Origin of the sequence: Kocuria atrinae C3-8 (genome assembly GCF_000286355.1) — a bacterium.
GTDB classification, from domain to species: Bacteria; Actinomycetota; Actinomycetes; order Actinomycetales; family Micrococcaceae; genus Kocuria; species Kocuria atrinae_A.
Window position 1 is genome coordinate 1 of the sequence record NZ_AJXN01000105.1, and the last position, 20,392, is coordinate 20,392.

17 protein-coding genes and 8 pseudogenes are annotated in these 20,392 nt (G+C 64.9%); 15 read left to right on the plus strand and 10 right to left on the minus strand.

Features of this window, described 5'->3' with window-relative positions; genetic code table 11:
- Together YO9_RS20905 and YO9_RS20910 are read left to right on the plus strand one after the other, a co-directional pair.
- Positions 1-246, plus strand: a 246-nt coding sequence (locus tag YO9_RS20905; RefSeq protein ID WP_317259818.1) for a hypothetical protein, incomplete at its 5' end; no start/stop codon positions are given.
- Positions 247-276: 30 nt separating this feature from the next.
- The gene (locus YO9_RS20910) at positions 277-876 is read left to right on the plus strand and encodes a hypothetical protein (RefSeq protein ID WP_317259819.1); all 600 of its coding nucleotides are present in this window, start codon (positions 277-279) and stop codon (positions 874-876) included.
- A 253-nt stretch (positions 877-1,129) separates the two neighbouring features.
- Here the strand turns inward: YO9_RS20910 and YO9_RS20915 are convergent.
- Positions 1,130-1,363 (minus strand): annotated as a pseudogene (locus YO9_RS20915) (general stress protein); the annotation flags it as partial.
- Between the two features lie 70 nt (positions 1,364-1,433).
- On the opposite strand from YO9_RS20915, the gene YO9_RS0111260 reads away from it, so the two are divergent.
- The 3 genes and pseudogenes from YO9_RS0111260 (at position 1,434) to YO9_RS0111265 (ending at position 4,578) form a co-directional block, all read left to right on the plus strand.
- Entirely contained in the window at positions 1,434-2,732 is a 1,299-nt protein-coding gene (locus tag YO9_RS0111260; RefSeq protein WP_031273161.1) for a magnesium transporter MgtE N-terminal domain-containing protein, read from the plus strand.
- 163 nt (positions 2,733-2,895) lie between these two features.
- Positions 2,896-3,123 (plus strand): annotated as a pseudogene (locus YO9_RS18230) (DUF1003 domain-containing protein); the annotation flags it as partial.
- A 247-nt stretch (positions 3,124-3,370) separates the two neighbouring features.
- Positions 3,371-4,578, plus strand: a pseudogene (locus YO9_RS0111265) (P-loop NTPase).
- A 362-nt stretch (positions 4,579-4,940) separates the two neighbouring features.
- On the opposite strand, the pseudogene YO9_RS21675 reads toward YO9_RS0111265, so the two are convergent.
- Positions 4,941-5,027 (minus strand): annotated as a pseudogene (locus YO9_RS21675) (twin-arginine translocase TatA/TatE family subunit); the annotation flags it as partial.
- Positions 5,028-5,073: 46 nt separating this feature from the next.
- Complete coding sequence (locus YO9_RS0111270) at positions 5,074-5,781, minus strand: hypothetical protein (protein ID WP_016997555.1); 708 nt, start codon at positions 5,779-5,781, stop codon at positions 5,074-5,076.
- 263 nt (positions 5,782-6,044) lie between these two features.
- On the opposite strand from YO9_RS0111270, the gene YO9_RS0111275 reads away from it, so the two are divergent.
- Entirely contained in the window at positions 6,045-6,677 is a 633-nt protein-coding gene (locus YO9_RS0111275; protein ID WP_016997556.1) for an O-methyltransferase, read from the plus strand.
- 191 nt (positions 6,678-6,868) lie between these two features.
- Here the strand turns inward: YO9_RS0111275 and YO9_RS18240 are convergent, their stop codons facing one another.
- From YO9_RS18240 to YO9_RS0111290, 4 genes are all read right to left on the minus strand, one after another.
- Entirely contained in the window at positions 6,869-7,036 is a 168-nt protein-coding gene (locus YO9_RS18240; RefSeq protein WP_016997557.1) for a DUF3117 domain-containing protein, read from the minus strand.
- Positions 7,037-7,135: 99 nt separating this feature from the next.
- Positions 7,136-7,645 carry a hypothetical protein gene (locus YO9_RS18245; RefSeq protein WP_223286453.1) on the minus strand — a complete coding sequence of 170 codons (510 nt, stop codon included), beginning with the start codon at positions 7,643-7,645 and terminating at the stop codon, positions 7,136-7,138.
- Positions 7,615-8,439, minus strand: a complete 825-nt coding sequence (locus YO9_RS18250; protein ID WP_223286454.1) for a hypothetical protein — start codon at positions 8,437-8,439, stop codon at positions 7,615-7,617. The genes YO9_RS18245 and YO9_RS18250 overlap by 31 nt, the downstream gene beginning before the upstream one ends.
- On the minus strand, positions 8,436-9,218 hold the full coding sequence (locus YO9_RS0111290; protein WP_016997558.1) for an LOG family protein: 783 nt from the start codon (positions 9,216-9,218) through the stop codon (positions 8,436-8,438). The genes YO9_RS18250 and YO9_RS0111290 overlap by 4 nt, the downstream gene beginning before the upstream one ends.
- 130 nt (positions 9,219-9,348) lie before the next feature.
- Between YO9_RS0111290 and YO9_RS0111295 the strand changes: the two genes are divergently transcribed.
- From YO9_RS0111295 to YO9_RS0111310, 4 genes and pseudogenes are all read left to right on the plus strand, one after another.
- Positions 9,349-10,140 carry an amino acid ABC transporter ATP-binding protein gene (locus YO9_RS0111295; RefSeq protein ID WP_016997559.1) on the plus strand — a complete coding sequence of 264 codons (792 nt, stop codon included), beginning with the start codon at positions 9,349-9,351 and terminating at the stop codon, positions 10,138-10,140.
- Between the two features lie 72 nt (positions 10,141-10,212).
- A pseudogene (locus YO9_RS0111300) lies at positions 10,213-11,039 on the plus strand (glutamate ABC transporter substrate-binding protein).
- A gap of 66 nt (positions 11,040-11,105) precedes the next feature.
- On the plus strand, positions 11,106-11,792 hold the full coding sequence (locus tag YO9_RS0111305; protein ID WP_016997561.1) for an amino acid ABC transporter permease: 687 nt from the start codon (positions 11,106-11,108) through the stop codon (positions 11,790-11,792).
- Entirely contained in the window at positions 11,789-12,652 is an 864-nt protein-coding gene (locus YO9_RS0111310; protein WP_031273163.1) for an amino acid ABC transporter permease, read from the plus strand. The genes YO9_RS0111305 and YO9_RS0111310 overlap by 4 nt, the downstream gene beginning before the upstream one ends.
- A 103-nt stretch (positions 12,653-12,755) precedes the next feature.
- On the opposite strand, the gene dapE is transcribed toward YO9_RS0111310, so the two are convergent.
- On the minus strand, positions 12,756-13,862 hold the full coding sequence (gene dapE, locus YO9_RS0111315) for a succinyl-diaminopimelate desuccinylase (RefSeq protein WP_016997563.1): 1,107 nt from the start codon (positions 13,860-13,862) through the stop codon (positions 12,756-12,758).
- A 58-nt stretch (positions 13,863-13,920) separates the two neighbouring features.
- Between dapE and dapD the strand changes: the two are divergent.
- From dapD to YO9_RS0111335, 5 genes and pseudogenes are all read left to right on the plus strand, one after another.
- A pseudogene (gene dapD, locus YO9_RS0111320) lies at positions 13,921-14,888 on the plus strand (2,3,4,5-tetrahydropyridine-2,6-dicarboxylate N-succinyltransferase).
- 193 nt (positions 14,889-15,081) lie between these two features.
- Positions 15,082-15,438, plus strand: coding sequence for a hypothetical protein (locus tag YO9_RS18255; protein ID WP_223286455.1), 357 nt, complete (start codon positions 15,082-15,084; stop codon positions 15,436-15,438).
- Positions 15,366-15,947, plus strand: a complete 582-nt coding sequence (locus YO9_RS18260; protein ID WP_223286456.1) for a hypothetical protein — start codon at positions 15,366-15,368, stop codon at positions 15,945-15,947. The genes YO9_RS18255 and YO9_RS18260 overlap by 73 nt, the downstream gene beginning before the upstream one ends.
- Before the next feature lie 19 nt (positions 15,948-15,966).
- Positions 15,967-16,983 carry a UDP-glucose 4-epimerase GalE gene (galE, locus tag YO9_RS0111330; protein WP_016997566.1) on the plus strand — a complete coding sequence of 339 codons (1,017 nt, stop codon included), beginning with the start codon at positions 15,967-15,969 and terminating at the stop codon, positions 16,981-16,983.
- Positions 16,984-17,021: 38 nt separating this feature from the next.
- Positions 17,022-17,579, plus strand: coding sequence for a dihydrofolate reductase family protein (locus tag YO9_RS0111335; protein ID WP_031273164.1), 558 nt, complete (start codon positions 17,022-17,024; stop codon positions 17,577-17,579).
- Between the two features lie 192 nt (positions 17,580-17,771).
- Here the strand turns inward: YO9_RS0111335 and YO9_RS0111340 are convergent.
- Positions 17,772-19,035: pseudogene (locus YO9_RS0111340) on the minus strand (citrate synthase).
- A 210-nt stretch (positions 19,036-19,245) separates the two neighbouring features.
- Positions 19,246-20,390 (minus strand): annotated as a pseudogene (dapC, locus tag YO9_RS0111345) (succinyldiaminopimelate transaminase).
- Positions 20,391-20,392: the final 2 nt, after the last annotated feature.

Here is a 20,392-nt window from a genome sequence, read left to right on the forward strand (position 1 = left end):
AAACGGCGGTGGGACGCTCCTTCGGGAGCGTCCCACCGCCGTTTCTATGTCCTGCTTGATGGCCCGGTGCTCAGCACTCGGTCCCGGGTGCTGCGCGAGCTACTGCTGATCAGGCTTCCGTTCCGAATCAGCGGAGTCCTGGGATTCGGGCTGGTCCTTGGACCACGGCGCATTGGCCGCGGACGACCCGTGATGCTGCTGGGGCCGGCCCTGGCCTGCCCCCTGAGATGGCTGAGCACCCTGTGATTGCGGCGCACCTTGGGACTGCGGGGTGCTTTGGGACTGCAGAGTGCCCTGGGGCTGCTGCGCAGGCTGAGACTGGGGCTGGACGGGTGCTTCCGGCTCCAAGCGGATACCGTACTGCGGACGGCCGTCCGGGAGGTCAGGGAACTTGGCGGAACGGTTGGAATCCGGCTGCTGCTGCGGTTGACCCTGCACACGTTGGCCGTAGGCGGGCTGTCCTTGCTGACCCTGGGGTGCCGGACCGTTCTGATGGCCCTGCTGCGGCGCGCCACCCTGTTGGCCCGACCCACCGTTCCAACCCTGCTGCCCCTGCTGAGGGCCGGGCTGGTGCGGTCCCGGCTGGCCACCGTACGGCCCGGAGTAACCCTGGGGACCGTTGGGGCCTTGCGAGCCAGGTCGACCCTGGGGCCAGTTCTGCCCCTGTGGTCCGTTGTATCCCTGGGGACCATTCAGTCCTTGGGGACCCCACTGCCCCTGCGGCGGACCCCACTGGCCACGCTGGCCGTTAGGCCCCTGCGGGGGCTGGTTCCAGCCACCCTGCTGGGGACGGGAGCCCGGTGCCTGGCGCAGGTTGAGACGCCCAGAACGTTGCGGGCTTCACCGGCGACCTCCGGAGCGGCGATCACTTCGTAGCTGCCCGCCACGATGCGGTTGGTCGAGGTGAAGTCACGCTTGCCACGCTGCATCGCGTAGGTGATGGTCGCGAGCAACATCCAGAAGGCACCACCCATGATGATGGGCAGCAACAGCGCCTGTGCCAGGTCCATGCCACCCAGCAGCGACATGAGCAGACCGAAGAACGCGCCGAACACCACACCGTTGAGCGCGCCTGGAGCGCCACCTTGGGATAGGACAAACGACCGGTCACCTGCTCCACGGACTTCAGATCGCTGCCGATGATGGAGATCTTGGCGACCTCGAACTGCTGGTCGGCCAGGTAGTCCACGGCCTTCTGCGCGTCTGCGTAGGTCGTGTAGCGACCGATGGCTTCACCGCGTGGAATCTCCGCGGTCGTGGACAGTGTCATGGGCCCCTGGACGAATAACTCATGCGTCCCATTCTCGCGTAGTTTCTCGGTAGGCAGCAGGGAAACCGCTGGATCATCGCGACCGGTGAACATCGGCGACTCGTCATCGGAATCTCACGGGCACGAATGCTGCTCAATCGTTCCCGTTCACTAGGCTGGGACGGTGAGCACAAACCTCTCCAAAATTTTCGTGGCCCGGTTGATCGGCCTGGACGTGTTCGACCCGCTGGGTGACCGGCTGGGCCGATTACGTGACCTCGTGGTGCTGCTGCGCCCCGGGGGTCGTGGTCAGTCCATGGCGCGCCCCATCGTGGTGGGCTTGGTGGTCGAGGTGCTCGGCAAGAAACGCGTGTTCGTGCCCATGACGCGTGTGACCAGCATCGATGCGGAACAGATCATCTGCACCGGTCTGGTCAACCTGCGCCGCTTCGAGCAGCGCGGCGCGGAAACACTGGCCATTGGCGAACTCTTCGACCGCACCGTGGTGCTGTTGGACGGTTCCGGAACCGCAACCATCGAAGACATGGCCATGCAGCAGGTCGGCAACCGCGGCGACTGGCTCATCACTCAGCTGTTCGTGCGCCGCTCCGGCAGCGCGGGAGGCCTGATCCGGCGTCGCGGTGAAACCCTGGTCGTGGACTGGGAGGACACGGACGATCCCTCCAACGCCGGCCATCAACCGGCCACGCAGTGGATCTCCCAGCACGAAGAGGACCAGGCAGCGGACATCGCGGACGAACTACGCGGCATGCCCGAGAAGCGCATGCTCGAGATCGCTGCCGAACTGCAGGACGAACGGCTCGCGGACGTGCTCGAGGAGCTTCCCGAGGAGCACCAGGTCTTCATCCTGACCCACCTGGGCAACGAACGCGCCGTCGCCCTCCTCGAGGAAATGGACCCGGACGACGCCGCCGACCTCCTCAACGAGTTGCCCCCCGAGGACGCCGAGAAGTTCATCACCATGATGGAACCGGAGGACGCCGAGGACGTGCGCCGTCTGCGAACCTACGAAGAGGGCACAGCCGGTTCACTCATGACCCCGGTGCCCATCGTGCTGCCTCCCGAAGCCACCGTCGCGGAAGCGCTCGCCCACATCCGCCAAGAAGAAATCATTCCCGCTGCAGCCTCGGCGGTGCTCGTGTGCCGGCCGCCCCTGGAAACCCCCACGGGTAAGTACCTGGGCTTCGTGCACACCCAGCGGCTCTTGCGCTACCCCCCGCCCGAGGCCATCGGCAACCTGATCGACCGCTCCATCGAACCCGTGTCCGACATGGCCTCGTTGGAGGAAGTCGCTCGAGAACTGGCCTCCTACGACCTCACCATCCTGCCGATCGTCAACGACGCGGACCGACTGGTGGGCGCTGTGACCATTGATGACGTGCTCGACGCGCTGCTGCCCGATGACTGGCGCACCTATGACGACGGCACCCCGATCCGGAAGGTGGGTAAGCGGTATGAGTGAACCCAAACGCAACCAGTCCTCCCAGTACACCCCGGTACCGCTGGATCAGCCTCGTGAGTACCGCCCCAATTTCTTCCAGCGGTTCCGCCCCAACCCGGATTCCTTCGGTCAGCTGACCGAAACCTTCGCCCGCTGGATGGGCACCCCTCAGTTCCTGCTGTGGATGTCCATCTTCGTGTTCGTATGGCTGGGCTGGAACACGCTGGCTCCCGAGAGCATGCAGTTCGACCCGCGTGCGCTCAACTACACCCTGTTGACGCTGATGCTGTCCCTCCAGGCCTCCTACGCAGCACCCCTGTTGCTGTTGGCACAGAACCGCCAGGACGACCGTGACCGCGTGGTCGCCGAGGAGGACCGCAAGCGCGGCCAGCAGAACCTCGCAGACACCGAGTACCTGACCCGGGAAATCGCCTCACTGCGCATTGCGCTGCGAGAGGTGGCCACCCGCGACTACGTGCGCTCAGAACTGCGTACGCTGCTCGAAGAGATCCTGGAAGCACAGGAGAACAACCAACCCGATACGGCGGACGCGGACAAGCGTCCAAGAAGGAACCCGGTCAGGGAAAGAAGAAGAAAAAGAATCAGCCTGCCACCACGGCCCTCCCCGTGGTTCCCCGGGCTGCGGACGGTAAGGATTCATGACCGACTCCCCCAACGATCCACACGCACTCGACCCCCAGCTGCGCACCGCGCTCGACAAGGTCATCGACCCCGAGCTGCGCCGGCCCATCACCGAACTGGGCATGGTTCAGTCCGCCCAGTTGGACGGCAACACGGCACGGGTGACCATCCTCCTGACCGTCTCGGGGTGCCCCATGCGCGGCACGATCGAGACGGACGTGACCGAGGCCCTGAGCGCCGTCGATGGCGTCACGGACGTGTCCGTGGAGGTGGGCGTCATGACCCCGGCCCAGCGCGAGGAACTCCAGGAGAAGCTCGGGCACCGCAAGTCCAACCCGTTCGCCGATCCCCACAATCTCACGCGCGTTCACGCCGTGACCAGTGGCAAGGGTGGCGTGGGCAAATCGAGCGTGACGGTGAATATCGCCGCGGCACTGGCCGCGATGGGCCGCACCGTGGGCATCGTGGACGCGGACATCCACGGCTTCTCGGTCCCCGGTCTGCTCGGCATCACCCAGCCGCCCACGCGCGTGGCGACATGATCCTGCCGCCGGTGGTCGAGGTCCCCACCGACCTCAAGACCCCCTATGACGACGCCGCTCCGGGCGCCTCCCAGCGCCGGGCCAACCGTGGCGTGATCAAGGTGATCTCGATCGGGATGTTCGTGGACCCCTCGCAACCCGTTGCGTGGCGCGGACCCATGCTGCACCGTGCGGTGGAGCAGTTCCTCACGGACGTGCACTTCGGCGACCTTGATCATTTGTTGCTCGACCTGCCCCCCGGCACCGGTGACATCGCCATTTCCGTGGGTCAACTACTGCCCAACTCCGGAGTGCTGGTGGTCTCCACCCCGCAGCACGCGGCGGTGACCGTGGCCGAGCGCTCCGGTGCACTGGCCCAGCAGACCGATCAGAAGGTCACGGGCGTGGTCGAGAACATGTCGGCCATGGTCATGCCGGACGGAACCCGCATGGAAGTCTTCGGCGCCGGCGGCGGGGCGACCATTGCGGCGTCGTTGACCGAACGCCTCGGCTACGACGTGCCATTGCTCGGTGAGATCCCGCTGGACGTGACCGTGCGTGAGGGGGCCGACCGCGGCGAACCCGCTGTGTGGGCCAACCCTGATTCCCCGGCCGCCCAGCACCTGTGGGCCGTGGCCAAGGCTATCGATGAGCAGGGACGTAACCTGGCCGGCAGACGTCTGGGCATCACACCGCGGGGGTGATGTCCCCGCACCGATCGGCCCAAAACGACCCGTGGCCCGCAACGTTGCGGCACGGGTCGTTTTCGGTGCTGGTGACAGTCGACTCTGTGCTGACTCAGGTGCTTCCGTGTCGAAGGGAGCCCGCTCGCCGGGTTCAAGCCTGCGGACCGTGGGGGCCGCGACCGAAGCGGCCTGATATGCCGGTGCCTGGGGTTCGTCGTCCTCCATGAGGCTTCGCGGACGATCACGCGCGGGTCGTACTGGCGAGGATCGAGTTTGCGCCAGTCCACGTCCGAGAATTCGGGGCCGAGCGTTTCCTTGAGGTCGTCCTTGGCGCCGGTCGCATAGCGCTTGAGGGACTTGATGAGGTCCTTGAGCTTCTCGGCGTATTCGGGCAGCCGCTCAGGCCCGATGACCACCAGGGCCACCACCAGGATGAGGATGGCTTCTCCGCCAGAAATGCCGAACACTTACTGAACCTACCAACGCCGTATGACGCGCACGTGAACGACGCGTTTACCCAACAATTTCCCGCAGCCCGTCCAGCACCGTGGTGCCGAAACCGTCCGGTTCGGAACCAGGCAGCGTGACGCGGCCTCGTTCTTCCGCGGCTACAAGGGTAAGGGTACGCGACAGCGTGGACGGAGACGCGTCAGTCATCACCGTGTACACGACATCGTCACGGGACATCACGGCCCGCCACGGTTCGGAGCGGACTACCCATAGCTGAGTGCCCTCCACCGCGGATTCATGCAGTCCCTCGGCGCTGACCGGCAGGCCGGTGGCACCGTCCACTGGATTGTTCGGGTTCACGTCACCGCGCTGTTCGATGACCTGCACACGGTGGTGATCGTTGACCAACGTAATGGCCACCATGGGTTGCCCGGCCACCTCACCCTGCACCATGGACTCGACCTGATAGCCCTCCGAGGCCAGGGAGGGCAGGGTCCAACCTTCTGCGCGCAGAGATTGTGCGTCGGTTTCCGTGGTGGTCGTGATCATGCCGCCGCTACCGTTCCAGGCCGCCGCTGCGGGCGGCGTGTTCTCCGCGTCGGTGGAGTTCAATTTATTGCCCACGGTCCATCCGACGCCCACGAGCAGGGCCGCGGTGACGCACAGGGCCACCGTGGTGGCGAAAAGAACGGTGCGGCGATGGGGGACGCGGCGCATTCGGCTGACGTTTTGGTACAGCGTGCTCAGTGCGGTCTCCCCCTCCCGGATCAAGAACGGTGGATCGTTGAATTGACGTTGTCATTGTGTGTCGTGAAGCTGACAGAGATCTGGGTGGTCGCGGGAAAATCTCCCGGCTGGGATGACCTGGGAACGGGTTGTGGCGCCTTGGGTGGGATTCCGTGCCCTCCGCGCGCTGACCGGCCCGGGTACACACGTGCCATGGGGACCGCGATAAGCTGAACCATCATCACCGCAATGGAAGTTCTGCCGCGGAACGAGACCACAAGGAAGCAGCGAAGGGCACACTAACGTCCATGAGTACGGATAAGACCACCAGCTGGGCCTATTGCGAGGCTTACGCCACGGACGACGAAACCGCGTACCGTGCCCGCGAGCGCTCCCTCGCCCTTCGACTGGACCCGGTCACCCCCGCCACGGCGGCGCTGCTCACGGTGCTCGCGGCGTCATCCCGTCCCGCGACCGTGGTCGAGGTCGGCACCGGTGCGGGTGTCTCCGGGCTGTCGCTGCTGCGGGGTATGCCCTCGAATTCCGTGTTGACCACGATTGACACGGACATTCGCGCTCTGCGCGCCGCCCGTGACACGTTCCGGGAAGCCGGTTTCGAGACCAAGCGGACCCGCACCATCTCCGGTGCCGCTTCACTGGTGCTGCCCCGTCTGACCGAGAATTCCTACGACATGGTGTTCCTGGACGCTGATCTCGCCAACACCGCCGAGTACGTGATCGAGGGCGCGCGCCTGTTGCGTCGCGGAGGCATGTTGATCGTCAATGACGCCTTGCACCAGGACCGAGTGTCCCAGCCGGCCCACCGGGACGAGGACACCGTGATCATGCGCGACGTGGTACGCACCCTGCGCGGCGAAGAACGCCTGGCAAGCACCCTGCTTCCCACGGGCACCGGGGTGCTGTTGGCCGTGCGGCGCTGACCGGCACCGCTACCTGCGCCGAAGAACGGCCTTGGAACAGGGCCGGATGGGCCGGACGACACCGCGCTAAACCCCCGACACTTCCGAATCAGCACCACGTTTCTGGCCTATGAGACCGAACAAACCTCGAGGGTCCACACACGTTGCGTGTGTGGACCCTCGAGGTTTGTCGTGCGGTGAAGAATCGACCGTTACTCGGTCACCTTGGCGAGGCACTCGCGAAGCTCCGTGGCTTCGTTGGCCTTCAGCTCCACCACCAGGCGCCCGCCACCTTCCAGGGGGACCCGCATGATGAGGCTGCGCCCCTCCTTGGTGACTTCCATCGGTCCGTCACCGGTTCTAGGCTTCATGGCCGCCATGTATGAACTCCTCTTCGTGTGTACCTACGGCCTCCATCTTATCGAACACTCACCGGATACCGTGACCAGCCCCACCCCCGGGGCCGCTGACATGGGTGATCACGGCGGGTAATCGCCGCCGCCGGGAAGCTGCTTCCAGTGCCACAACCACCCCACCCACACGAGCTGCAGGATGGCCCCGGTGATGATGAGCAGCGTTCGATACGCCTTGGACTCGGACACGTGCACTAACGGGCCGGCCAGCAGCGCCCACGGGAGCAACAAGCGGAACGTGGAGGACTGCGGGTGCAGGACCAACAGCAGGTAGACACCGTACGCCGCGATCCAGACCCGCACGAAGAACGGCAGGGATTCCTTCACCACGCGTGAGCGGAGCATCAAGACGACCGCGACGACCAGTACCACGGGTGCCACAACCCCCACCGGTCCGAACAGGTTCACGCCCCGGTCCACCCACGGCAGGATGGGAATCACCCGGTTGTCCGCACGCCAGGCCGTTTCCGTCTCGGTGTACGCGGTGAATTCGCCCGTGACGGCCCACGCGATGGCGGGCCAGCTCAGGGCCGCTGTGCAAGCGATCAGGCCACTACGAGCCAACGGTCCGCGCACTGATACCAGGTCCGTTCACCGCAACGCACGCTCACCACACTGCGCCACAGCCACCACACACCCAGGGCCGCGGCGAAGGCCACGCCGGTGGGCCTGGTGAGCGCCATGATCACGGTAAACACCGCCGCCAACAACGCCCTATCTCGCACGACGGCCAGAATGGCCAGGCTCAGGAACAACAGGTGCAGTGCTTCTGAATACGGCGTCTGCAGCACCGGCGCCACGGGATTGAAGGCCACCACGGCAACCGCCCACAGTGGAGCCTTGCCCACGCCGTTGGCCCAGCGGGACCCGCGTAGGGCTGGAACGGCGTCGAAAATCTTGTAGAGCACCAGTGCCGCACCGAATCCCGCGAGCAATGAGACCGTGGCCGCGGTCAAGGCCCAGCCACTACCCGTGACCGCATCGATACCGCGGACCAGGAAGGGGTGCACGGGATAGAAGGCCCACTGGTTCTGCTCGGCGTGACCGAACACGTCGCGGGGAATCTGAGCGGGATAGCCCTCCGAGAAAATCCGGTGGTACCAGTCCGAATCCCAGATATCCACGAACTGCAGATAGCTTAGGGCGCCGTCCCCCCAGGGACCGGGACCTTGCTGGCGACCCACCACCGTGAACACGATCCAACCCCACGCGCGGGACAGCCCGTAGACCAGCAGCACAGCCAACCACCACGGGGTAACGGCCCAGGCCCGCTGGAGTTGGGCCGCAATGCCGGCGCGCGGGCGAGTCGGCTCGGTGTCGACACGGGGCGAGGTTCCGCCCACGGGGGCCGAATCCGAGGAACTGCTCATGCGCCGGTGCCGTTCGACGCCGCGTGCGCCTCAACCAAAATGTTCACCGCCTGATCCACGCTGTCCGTGACGTGGAACAGGTCGAGATCATCGGGAGAGATCTTGAGATCGCTCGCGACCGTCTGTTCGAGCCACGTGACCAGCGGGGACCAGAAAGCCGTGCCCATCAGGATGACCGGGAAACGAGTGACCTTACCGGTCTGCACCAGCGTGAGCGCCTCGAAAAGTTCGTCCAGGGTGCCGAACCCGCCCGGGAGCACCACGAACCCCTGGGTGTACTTCACGAACATGGTCTTGCGGGCAAAGAAATAGCGGAAGTTGATGCCCAGATCCACCCAGTCGTTGAGCCGCTGTTCGTGGGGTAGTTCAATGCCGATACCCACCGACTGGGCTCCCACGTCCACCGCTCCCCGGTTGGCCGCTTCCATCACGCCCGGACCACCGCCGGTGACCACTGCGTAGCCGGCGCGGCCGAGAGCTTGACCGACCTCACGAGCCGTTTGGTACTCGGGGTGCTCCTGCGGAGTTCGAGCAGAACCGAACACGGACACCGCCGGCCCCAGGGTAGCTAAAGCGTCGAAGCCCTCCACGAATTCCGCTTGAATGCGCAGCACCCGCCACGGGTCCGTGCGCGTGAAATCCTGGGGCGCATGCGGGCGCTGGTCCAATAACCGCTGGTCAGAGGTGCGGCGCGCCATTTCGGAACGGCGCAGCACCACGGGGCCCTTGAACCGCTCGGGTGGAACCTGATCTGGGGTGGGATCGGACGGAATGCTCATGGTTCCAGGCTACGGGGTGCCTAGGACACGCACAGGCGTGTAGCACCGCAGTCAAAACGAAACCTAACTTTAACAATTGCTCTTGTGTTGTAGACCACATTTGGTCAATCCGTGCACTACTTTTACTTGCATGTCACACTCTTCCGCCTCCACCGATACCGGCGCAGAAACCGGAACCCGGACCGGCGATCCCCTGGTCCGGCTGTCGCACGTGGACAAGCACTTTGGCGATCTTCACGTCCTCAAGGACATCAACCTGGAAGTTGCTGCCGGTGAAGTGGTCATGGTCATCGGACCTTCGGGTTCCGGTAAATCCACCCTGTGCCGAGCCATCAACCGACTGGAAACCATCGACAGTGGTGAAATCACCGTGGATGGCAAAGCACTCCCCAAGGAGGGCCGTGCGCTCGCAAAACTGCGCGCGGACGTGGGCATGGTGTTCCAGTCCTTCAATCTGTTCGCTCACAAGTCCGTGCTGCAGAACGTCACGCTCGGCCCCATGCGCGTGCGCGGCACCAACAAGAAGAAGGCCGAGCAACGGGCCATGGAGCTGTTGGATCGCGTGGGTGTGGGAAACCAGGCGCACAAGCTGCCCGCTCAGTTGTCCGGTGGTCAGCAGCAGCGCGTGGCCATCGCCCGCGCACTCGCCATGGACCCCAAGGTCATGCTCTTCGACGAGCCGACCTCCGCGCTGGACCCCGAGATGATCAACGAGGTTCTGGACACCATGGTGTCCCTGGCCAAGGCTGGGATGACCATGGTCGTAGTCACCCACGAGATGGGCTTCGCCCGCCGCGCGGCCGATCGCGTGGTGTTCATGGCGGACGGGGCCATTGTCGAAGAGAACACCCCGGAAGAATTTTTCACCAATCCGCGCAGTGACCGCGCCAAGGACTTCCTCGGCAAGGTTCTGGGTCACTGATGCCTCAGGACCACTGATCACCGCGCAGTTCCACCCATCACTAAGGAGCACCCCGTGAAGTACGGAAAACCCATGACCCTCGCGGCTCTGGCCGCAACCACTGCCCTGACCCTCACCGCGTGCGGCGGCAATGACGACGGCGGCGGAGAGTCCTCCGGCGGCGACGGCGATTCCGTCCGCATCGGCATCAAGTACGACCAGCCCGGCCTGGGGTTCAAGGACGGCGAGGAATACACCGGTTTCGACGTGGACGTAGCCAAGTACGTCGCCAAGGAACTCGGTTACGAAGAAGATCAGATCGAATGGGTCGAATCCCCGTCCGCCAACCGCGAGAACATGCTCTCCAACGGCCAGGTCGACATGATCTTCGCGACCTACTCGATTACCGATCAGCGTAAGGAGTCCGTGGCTTCGCCGGGCCGTACTTCGTGGCCGGTCAGGACCTGTTGGTCAGCCAGGACAACAACGACATCAACGGCCCGGAGGACCTCGAGGGTAAGAACCTCTGCTCCGTCACCGGTTCCACCTCCGCCCAGAAGATCAAGGACGAGTACGCGGGCACCGTGAATCTCGTGGAGCAGGGCGGCTACGCGGACTGCGTGACCATGCTGGGCTCCGGCGGTGTTGACGCCGTTACCACCGATGACATCATCCTGGCTGGCTTGGCCGCCACGGACGCCAACTCCGGCAAGTTCAAGGTGGTGGGCAACCCCTTCACCGAAGAGAAGTACGTCGTGGGTATCCCCAAGGACTCCGACCAGTGCCAGGCCATCAACGACGCCATCACCAAGATGATCGACGACGGCGCCTGGGAAGAGGCCGTCACCAAGAACACCGAGGGCGCGGACTACAAGTACAACGAGGACTTGAACCCGCCCACTCCCGATGCCTGCGCCTGATTGATTGACTGACCCGCACCCGGTGGGATTCCTTGCGAATCCCACCGGGTACAACGGGAGGAAAACGTGTCCGATTACTTCAGTGACTTTGCTTCACTGTTATCCCAGTACGACGTCCTGGGTGCTTTCTGGGTCAATATCCAACTGACCTTCTGGGCCGCGCTCGGCTCCATGGTGCTGGGCAGTGTCCTGGCGCTCATGCGGATCAGCCCGGCGGCGTCCATGCGCGCCGTGGGTGCCGGGTATGTGACCCTGATCCGCAACACCCCGCTGACCATCATCTTGGTGTTCCTGGTGCTGGGTGTGTGGTCGCAGCTGACCATCAGTTTCAGCGACGATTTCAACCGAAACTTTTTCATCTACGCCGTGATCGGCTTGAGCATCTACCACGCCGCGTTCGTCTGTGAGGCCATCCGCTCCGGTGTGAACACGGTTCCCGTGGGTCAGGCGGAAGCGGCCCGGGCCATCGGCCTGAGCTTCCTACCCGCTGCCCGGCTGATCATCTTCCCGCAGGCCCTGCGCGGGGCCATCACCCCGCTGGGTAACACCCTGATCGCGCTGACCAAGAACACCACCGTGGCCGCGGCCGCCTCCGTCACGGAGATCTCCGCGCTCATGAAAACCATGATCGAGTTCCGCCCGGACGTGATCATCGCGGTGTTCTTGACGGTGGCACTGGGCTTCGTGATCATCGTGATTCCCGTGGGTCTGCTGACCACGTGGCTGTCGCAGAAACTGGCGGTGAAGCGATGAGCACATCGGTACTTTTCGATGTCCAAGGGCCTCGCGCCAAGCGAGTCACCATGGTTCTCAACGTGGTGGCCGTGCTCGTCGTGGCCGTCCTGGTGTGGTTGGTCGTCCAGAAGCTGGATGAACAGGGCCAGCTGGAAGCGGCCAAGTGGACCGCACTGTTCACCGAACGCACGTGGAGCAACTTTCTGATCCCGGGCCTGTTGAGCACCCTCGAAGCGGCAGCGTTGGCCGTGGTGGGTTCCGTGATTTTCGGTCTGATCTTCGGCCTGGGTCGACTGTCCAGCCTGTGGATCCTGCGAGCCGTGTCCACCGTGGTGGTCGAGTTCTTCCGCGCGGTGCCCGTGCTGGTCATGATGATCTTCTTCTACCTGGGCCTGGCACGCACCGGACTGGTGCAGCCTTCGAACACCCCGTTCTGGGCCGTGGTCATCGCGTTGATCCTCTACAACGGGTCGGTCATCGCGGAGCTCGTGCGCTCGGGTGTCTACCAGCTGCCCAAGGGTCAGCGGGAAGCCGGGCTGGCCGTGGGCCTCACTCCGTCCCAGGCGCTACGCAGCATCCTGTTGCCCCAGGCGCTGACGGCCATGCTGCCCTCGCTGGTTTCCCAGTTCGTGGTGATCCTCAAGGACACCGCCCTGGGTTACATCATCACCTACCCCGAGCTGCTCGCCTCCGCGCGCCGTTTGGGTTCCGGTGACGGCAACATTCTGCAGACCCTGCTGCTGGCGGCCGTGGTGTTCATGATCATCAACTCGCTGCTCACATTCATCGCGGGCAGACTCTCGCGTCTGCTCAGTTACCGCACCTCCGGTAAGACACGGCCGCTGCACGAGGCCGCGGCCGGTGACGAAACGGGCTGAGCCGCCCGAGCGACGTCGCCATCGCCGTCGAACCGAACGAGAACCAACGAATGGGTCCCGGAAGCCGAAAGCTTCCGGGACCCATTCCCACGCTGAGGATGACCTAGGACAGCCACTCCGCGAGCGCCCGATAGCACTCGCGCACGGCGTCGTCGAAGACGTGCTCGTCATCCGTGTGGGCCAGCAGTGCGTCGCCGGGGCCGAAGTTCACCGCCGGCACCCCCGCTTCCGAGAACCGGGCCACGTCCGTCCAGCCGTACTTGGGCATCGGCTCCTGACCTACCGCGGCCACGAACTGCGCGGCGGCGGGCCGGTCCAGTCCGGGGCGCGCTGCGGGCGAGAGGTCCTGGAAGTCGAGTTCGTAGCCCTCGAACACCTCCCGCACGTGGTCCTGCGCCTGCTGCAGGGTCTTGTCCGGGGCAAAGCGGTAGTTGACGTCCACCCAGGAGTTGTCGGGAATGACATTGCCGGCCACTCCCCCGCCGATCCGGATCGCGTTGAGACCCTCGCGGTAGTCCAGGCCCTCCACGGTGATGGTTCTTGGTTCGTATGCGGCCAGCCGCGCGAGCACGTCGGCCTGCTTGTGGATCGCGTTGTCGCCGATCCACGCGCGGCCCGAATGCGCGGCCTTGCCGGTGGTCGTGATGCGGAATCGCATGGTGCCGTTGCAGCCGCCCTCCACCGTGCCGTTGGTCGGTTCGAGCAACACAGCGAAGTCCGCTTCGAGCAGCTCGGGGCTGTTGCGCATCAGTCGGCCCAGACCGCTGGCGTCACTGGCCACTTCTTCGTGGTCATAGAACACGAACGTGATGTCCCGGTTGGGCTCGGTCAGCGCATGGGCCAGTGCCAACTGAACCGCCACCCCGCCCTTCATATCGGTGGTGCCTCGTCCGTAGATTACGTCCCGCCCGGATTCCCGACGCCGCACGGACGGTACCGTGCCCAGCGAGCCTTCCACGGTGGGCAGGGGCACGGTGTCCAGGTGCCCGGCCAGCACCACGCGCTCGTCGCGGCCCAGGTTCGTGCGGGCCACGATGGAGTCACCGTCGCGGTGCACTTCGAGATGCGGCAGCGCGCGGAGCGCGGTTTCCACGGCATCCGCGAGGGGACCCTCGTGGTCGGAAACCGATTCCACGTCCACGAGTGCCGCGGTGAGATCGGCCGGGTCCATGGTGAGGTCGAGTTCGATGGGTGCGGTGCTGGAGTCCATGCGGGCCAGCCTAGTCACCTTCGCGTCACACAGTGATGGACATCCTAGGATGGTGCCCATGACTTCAACGAGCGAGAGCACCGAAACATCCCGCACCGCATCCGGCGTAGGCCTGGCCACCGTGGTCGATTCCGGACCCAAGGCCGGCACCGTCCTGGACGTGTTCTACCCCGCCCCCGCCCTGAGCCCCAACGCTGACACCTCCTTCGAGGCGGACCTGCGCGTGGCCGCGACCACCGATCCCGATCGCAACGTGCGCTCCGAGATCGTCACCACCGTGATCGATCTCGACGCCGCCCCCGCCGACGCCGCCGACGCCTACCTTCGCCTGCACGTCCTGTCCCACCGCTTGGCCAAGCCCAACACCCTCAACATGGACGGCGTGTTCGGTCAGTTGGCCAACGTGGCTGGACCAGCCGCGGACCCGTGCTCGCCGAGGAACTGACCACCGCTCTCGTGCGACTGCGCGCCGGCGGCCACGTGACCGTGTTCGGCGTGGACAAGTTCCCCCGCATGGTGGATTACGTGGTCCCCACCGGTGTGCGCATCGGCGACGCGGACCGCGTGCGCTGGGTGCTTACTTGGGCGAGGGCACCACCGTGATGCACGAGGGCTTCGTGAACTTCAACGCCGGCACCCTGGGTTCCGCGATGGTCGAGGGCCGCATTTCCGCCGGTGTCGTGGTCGGTGACCACACGGACGTCGGTGGCGGCGCCTCCATCATGGGTACCTGTCCGGTGGCGGTAAGCAGCGCATCACCCTGGGTGAGCGCTGCCTCCTGGGCGCGAACTCGGGTGTGGGCATCTCCCTGGGTGACGACTGCGTGGTGGAGGCCGGTCTCTATGTCACCGCCGGCACCCGCGTGACCCTGCTTGAGGCCCGTGCCGAATCGCGTGTGGTCAAGGCCTCCGAGCTGTCCGGGATCTCCAACCTGCTGTTCCGTCGTAACTCGACCACGGGTGCGGTCGAGGCACTGCCGCGCGAGGGTGGAGCCATCGAGCTCAACCCGCCCTGCACGCCAACTAGGAACACCCACTGAAGCCGCCGAGCCCGCGGCACCTCTCCCCGAGGTGCCGCGGGCTCGGCGTTAGACTCAACTCTTCAGCCGTCTACTCCGGGGAATCATGCCTGCCACTTCGTCCGGTCGTCGCCGCCATGCCGCGCTCAAATTCGTACTGATCATCGCGCTGATCTGCGCCTTGATCGCGGCGCCCTGTACGTGGGGATCAACCTGATTGCCGGGAAGCCCGCGGTCGGTGACCCGCGGTGCACCGTGGTCTCCGCGGCCGGTGACAAACACACGTTCACCCCGGAACAGACGCTCAACGCCTCGATCGTCTCCGCCGAAGCGCTCGCGCGCGGCATGGATGACCGAGCCTCCGTGATCGGTTTGGCCACTGCTCTGCAGGAATCCGAACTGGTCAACATCGACTACGGCGACCGGGATTCCGTGGGCCTCTTTCAGCAGCGCCCGTCCCAGGCTGGGGCACCATCGAAGAAATCATGGACCCCCATTACGCCACCGTGGCCTTCTACAACCACCTGGAGCACGTGGACTACCACTCGATGTCCGTGACCCAGGCGGCCCAGGCCGTGCAGCAGTCCGGTGTGCCTGACGGTTACGCCAAGCACGAGGGCAGTTCCACCGCCCTCACGGAGGCCTTCCACGGCGCGCAGCCTGCGCTGCTCAACTGCATCCTGGATCCGGTGGCGAAATCCACGTCCACCTCTGACGGTGCCTCATCACCGGCTCAACGGGCGGAGGAGACCACGGTCGGTCTCAAGCGGGACTACGGCGACACGCTGGGTGAGGTGCGTACGGACGGTGAGAGCGCCGTCGTCGACCCCGAAAATTCCGAGGCCGGTTGGGCGTCCGCGCACTGGGCCGTAGCCAATGCCGAACGCCTGGGGATCACGCGCGTGAGTTACGACGGGCAGACGTGGGATCGCGACCACCAGACGTCTACTCGCTTCTCCCCCGTGCCGGGGTGGGAGTCCACGGACGAGCTGACCGAAGAGGGACAATCGGTACCGCCGTCCACACAAGTGGTGATCAGTACTGCAACAAGCCAGGAATCAGCCTGAACTGATTAAGCTGGTGCCCATGAAGATTCTCGTGACCGGTGGAACCGGCTATATCGGCTCGCACACTGTTCTGGCTCTGCTCGAGGCAGGCCACGACGTGGTGGTGTTGGACAACCTCTCCAACTCGTCCAAGACGTCGCTGGAACGCGTTCAGGAACTGGCCGGCCGCGAGATCACCGCCTTCGAAGAAGTCGACCTGCTGGACCGCGCGGGGCTCGACGACGTGTTCTCCCGTCACCGACCCGAGGCCGTCATTCACTTCGCGGGCCTCAAGGCCGTGGGTGAATCTAACGAGAAGCCGCTGTGGTACTACACGAACAACGTGTCCGGCACCGTGAACCTGTTGTGGGCCATGGACGAGAACGACTGCCGCTCCATTGTGTTCTCGTCTTCGGCCACCGTGTACGGCGCGCCCGAGACCATGCCGCTCACCGAGAAGCAGAACATGGACGCCCAGAACCCCTACGGGCGCACCAAGGAGCACATCGAGGACATGCTCGCAGACCTCGCCGCCTCCGACGACCGCTGGGCCGTAGCGCTGCTGCGCTACTTCAACCCGGTGGGCGCGCACGAATCCGGCCGGATCGGTGAAGATCCCTCGGGAATTCCCAACAACCTGATGCCGTTCGTGGCGCAGGTTGCCGTGGGCCGCCGCGAGAAGCTCATGGTCTTCGGCGATGACTACCCCACTCCGGACGGCACCGGCGTGCGCGACTACATCCACGTGGTGGACCTTGCCGACGGTCACCTCAAGGCGCTGGACCGCATCAGCCAGGATCCCGGCGTGCACGTGTGGAATCTGGGCACCGGCCGCGGTTACTCCGTGCTCGAGGTTCGCGAAGCGTTCCAGAAGGCTTCCGGTCGCGACATCGCCTACGAGATCGCGCCCCGCCGAGCCGGCGACGCCGCCGTGTCCTACGCGGATCCCTCCTCCGCCCTTGCAGAGCTGGGCTGGTCCGCGGACCGCGACATGGACACCATGTGCCGCGATCACTGGAACTGGCAGAAGAACAACCCCAACGGCTACGACGGCTGACTCTTTCGGGCTATTGACCCCGGGCGTACTCTGGGGCCATGAGACCGCTCAGGTACTCCATTAATGTCACCCTCGACGGCTGTGTGGATCACCGCGAGGGGATCGCGGACGAAGAGTTGCACCGGCGCGCGGCGGAAACCATGGCGCGCGCCGACGCCCTCATTTTCGGCCGGGTGACCTACCAGATGATGGAAGAGGCCTGGCGCCGTGATCCTTCCACGGGTGGGTGGCCGGACTGGATGGATCCGTGGATGGTGCCGTTCGCCGAAACGATCGACTCCGCCAAGAAGTACGTGGTCTCGAGCACCCTGAGTGATGTGGATTGGAATGCGGAATTCCTACGCGGTGACTTAAGTGAGGCTGTTCGTGCTCTCAAGGAGGAGCCCGGCGAAGGGTTGTACGTGGGTGGCGTAACATTACCGCTTGCCCTGGCCGATCTGGGGTTGATCGACGAATACGAGTTCGTGGTGCACCCCCGCGTGGCCGGCCACGGCCCCACGCTGTTCGCCGGGCTGTCCCAGCCCCTCGACCTTCAGCTGGTGGACCGCGTCGAGTACGCCTCCGGCGCGGTCGCGATGCGCTACACGCCCCGCTAGAACCTTCGAGGACACCTCATGCGCCGTTAGAACCCTTCTGGGTCCTACTAAGGGTTCCAACGACACCTCAGGTGCAACGCACGGTCCCAACGTCCCCTCACGCGCGGGTGCGGTGAGACACCCCCCCCGCACAGCAGAACACCCCGCCACCGACCGAAGTCGGGGACGGGGTGTTCTGCTGAAGTGTGAAGCCTAGTTGGAGGTCGGGTAGTGACGCTCGCCCTCGCCCACGTAGAGCTGGCGGGGACGGCCGATCTTGGTCTCCGGGTCCTCAATCATTTCGCGCCACTGGGCGATCCAGCCCGGCAAGCGACCGATCGCGAAGAGCACGGTGAACATCTTCTCCGGGAAGCCCATGGCCTTGTAGATCAGGCCGGTGTAGAAGTCCACGTTCGGGTAGAGCTTGCGCTCCACGAAGTAGTCGTCCGCCAGAGCCTTCTCTTCCAGGCCCATGGCCAGGTCCAGCATTTCGTTGTTGCCGCCCAGTTTGGCCAGGACATCGTGGGCGTAGCCTTGATGATCTTGCGCGGGGGTCGTAGTTCTTGTACACGCGGTGTCCGAAGCCCATGAGGCGGACGCCGTCTTCCTTGTTCTTGACCTTCTCCATGAACTCGTCCGCGGACAGGCCGCGATTCTGGATCTGGTCGAGCATGTGCAGCACGGACTCGTTGGCGCCGCCGTGCAGCGGACCGTAGAGCGCGTTGATACCGGCGGACACGGAAGCGAACATGTTGGCGTGCGAGGAGCCCACCAGACGAACGGTGGAGGTGGAGCAGTTCTGCTCGTGGTCAGCGTGCAGCATGAGCAGGATGTCCAGGGTCTTGGCGACCACCGGGTCCACTTCATAGTCCTCGGCGGGTACGCCGAAGCACATGCGCAGGAAGTTCTCCGCGTAGTTCAGCTTGTTCTGGGGGTAGAGCTGCGGCTCGCCCATGGACTTCTTGAACGCGTACGCGGCCAGGGTGGGAACCTTAGCGAGCAGGCGGATGGTGGAGATCTCCACCTGGTCCTTGTCGAACGGGTCCAGGGAGTCGGAGTAGAACGTGGACAGCGCAGACACGGCCGAGGAAAGCACGGGCATGGGGTGGGCCGAACGCGGGAAGCCGTTGAAGAACATCTTGATGTCTTCGTGGACCATGGTGTGCGTGGTGATGCGGTGCTCGAAGTCTTCGTACTCTTCGCGCGTGGGCAGCTCACCGTAGATCAACAGGTAGGCGGTCTCCACAAAGTTGGAGTGCTCAGCCAGTTCCTCGATGGGGTAGCCGCGGTACCGGAGGATGCCGTTGTCGCCGTCGATGTAGGTCACGTGGGACTTGGTGTTGGCCGTGTTCATGAAGCCGGGGTCGTAGGTGACGTTGCCGGTTTCCTTGAGCAACGCACCCAGGCCGTAGCCCTGGTTGCCTTCGGTGACCTCGAGAACGGGCAGCTCCAGTGCCTTGCCGTCCTGATAGTTCAGTTCAACCTTCTGGGCGTTCTTCTTGGCCTCTGCATGGTGTTGTCCTCCACGGTTTGCTTGGGGTGCCCCGCGAGCGGTTCGCGGTCCCGTTCACAGCAACAACTGCGTTGCCATGACTGTCACGCACATACTGGGACACAGTTTGATCATCATCTAACCTACCCCGTGGTGTGGCGTAGGTTCCACTCATTTGTCATGCGTGGAGTGTGGTTACACGGCCTCTCGCAGTCGTGCTACGGCAGCGTCGATCCGCTCGTCACTGGCGGTCATCGACAGTCGAACATAACCGTTTCCGGCGTCTCCGTAGAACGTTCCGGGGCCCACCACGATGCCCAGTTCGGCGAAGCGGTCCACCGTGTCCCAGGTGTCCTCGCCCGCGGTTCCCCACAGGTAAAGCCCCGCCTCCGAGTGGTCGATGCGCAGCCCGAACGCTTCCACGGCGGGCAGCAACTTGGCGCGGCGTTCCCGGTAGAGCGCTTTCTGGGACGCAACATGGGCGTCGTCGGCAAGAGCCACTCGCATGGCCTCCTGCACGGGATACGGCACGATCATGCCCGCGTGCTTGCGCGAGTTGATCAGCGACGGCATCAGTTCAGGGTCACCGGCCAGGAACGCTGCGCGATAGCCGGCCAGGTTCGACTGCTTGGACAGCGAGTATGCGCTCAGCACGAGCGACAGGTCTCCCCCGGTCACGCGCTCGTCCAGCACGGACGGTACGGGTTCGCCACCCTCGGCCACGTCCCATTCGCCCCAGCCCAGTTCCGCGTAGCACTCGTCCGAAACGACCACGGCACCTTGCGCACGGGCCTGGTCCACGATCTTCCTGAGGCTTGCAGCGTCACGCACGATTCCGGTGGGGTTGCCCGGCGAGTTGACCCACACCATGCGCACGCGCGTGCGCACCTCGGGATCCAGGTCGTCCAGATCATCGGCGGCCACGGCCTCGGCTCCGGCCAGCTGTGCCCCGATGTCATAGGTGGGGTAAGCAACGGTCGGACGCGCAACGACGTCGCCCGGGCACAGTCCCAGCAGCAGCGGCAGCCACGCGACCAATTCCTTGGAACCCACGGTGGGCATCACGGCGGCCGGGTCGAGATTGGCGACGCCGCGGCGTCGGGCGTACCAGTCCACGATCGCCTCACGCAGCGCGGGCGTACCGTGCGTGGTGGGATAGCCGGGCGCATCCGAGGCGGCCGCGAGCGCATCCTGGACCACGAGCGGCGTGGGATCACGGGCGTGCCGATGGACAGATCCACCGTGCCGCCCGGGTGCTCAGCGGCGCGCTGGCGATAAGGCGCGAGCGAGTTCCACGGGTAGTCGGGCAGGTCCAGCCCGAAGGCGCGCTGCTGCGTCACGG

Bases quoted from the DNA above. Each gene is read 5' to 3' on its own strand.
- YO9_RS0111275 (WP_016997556.1), top strand. From the start codon at position 6,045: ATGAGTACGGATAAGACCACCAGCTGGGCCTATTGCGAGGCTTACGCC.
- YO9_RS18240 (WP_016997557.1), bottom strand. From the start codon at position 7,036: ATGGCGGCCATGAAGCCTAGAACCGGTGACGGACCGATGGAAGTCACC.
- YO9_RS18250 (WP_223286454.1), bottom strand. From the start codon at position 8,439: ATGAGCAGTTCCTCGGATTCGGCCCCCGTGGGCGGAACCTCGCCCCGT.
- YO9_RS0111290 (WP_016997558.1), bottom strand. From the start codon at position 9,218: ATGAGCATTCCGTCCGATCCCACCCCAGATCAGGTTCCACCCGAGCGG.
- YO9_RS0111295 (WP_016997559.1), top strand. From the start codon at position 9,349: ATGTCACACTCTTCCGCCTCCACCGATACCGGCGCAGAAACCGGAACC.
- YO9_RS0111310 (WP_031273163.1), top strand. From the start codon at position 11,789: ATGAGCACATCGGTACTTTTCGATGTCCAAGGGCCTCGCGCCAAGCGA.
- dapE (WP_016997563.1), bottom strand. From the start codon at position 13,862: ATGGACTCCAGCACCGCACCCATCGAACTCGACCTCACCATGGACCCG.
- YO9_RS18260 (WP_223286456.1), top strand. From the start codon at position 15,366: ATGGACCCCCATTACGCCACCGTGGCCTTCTACAACCACCTGGAGCAC.
- galE (WP_016997566.1), top strand. From the start codon at position 15,967: ATGAAGATTCTCGTGACCGGTGGAACCGGCTATATCGGCTCGCACACT.
- YO9_RS0111335 (WP_031273164.1), top strand. From the start codon at position 17,022: ATGAGACCGCTCAGGTACTCCATTAATGTCACCCTCGACGGCTGTGTG.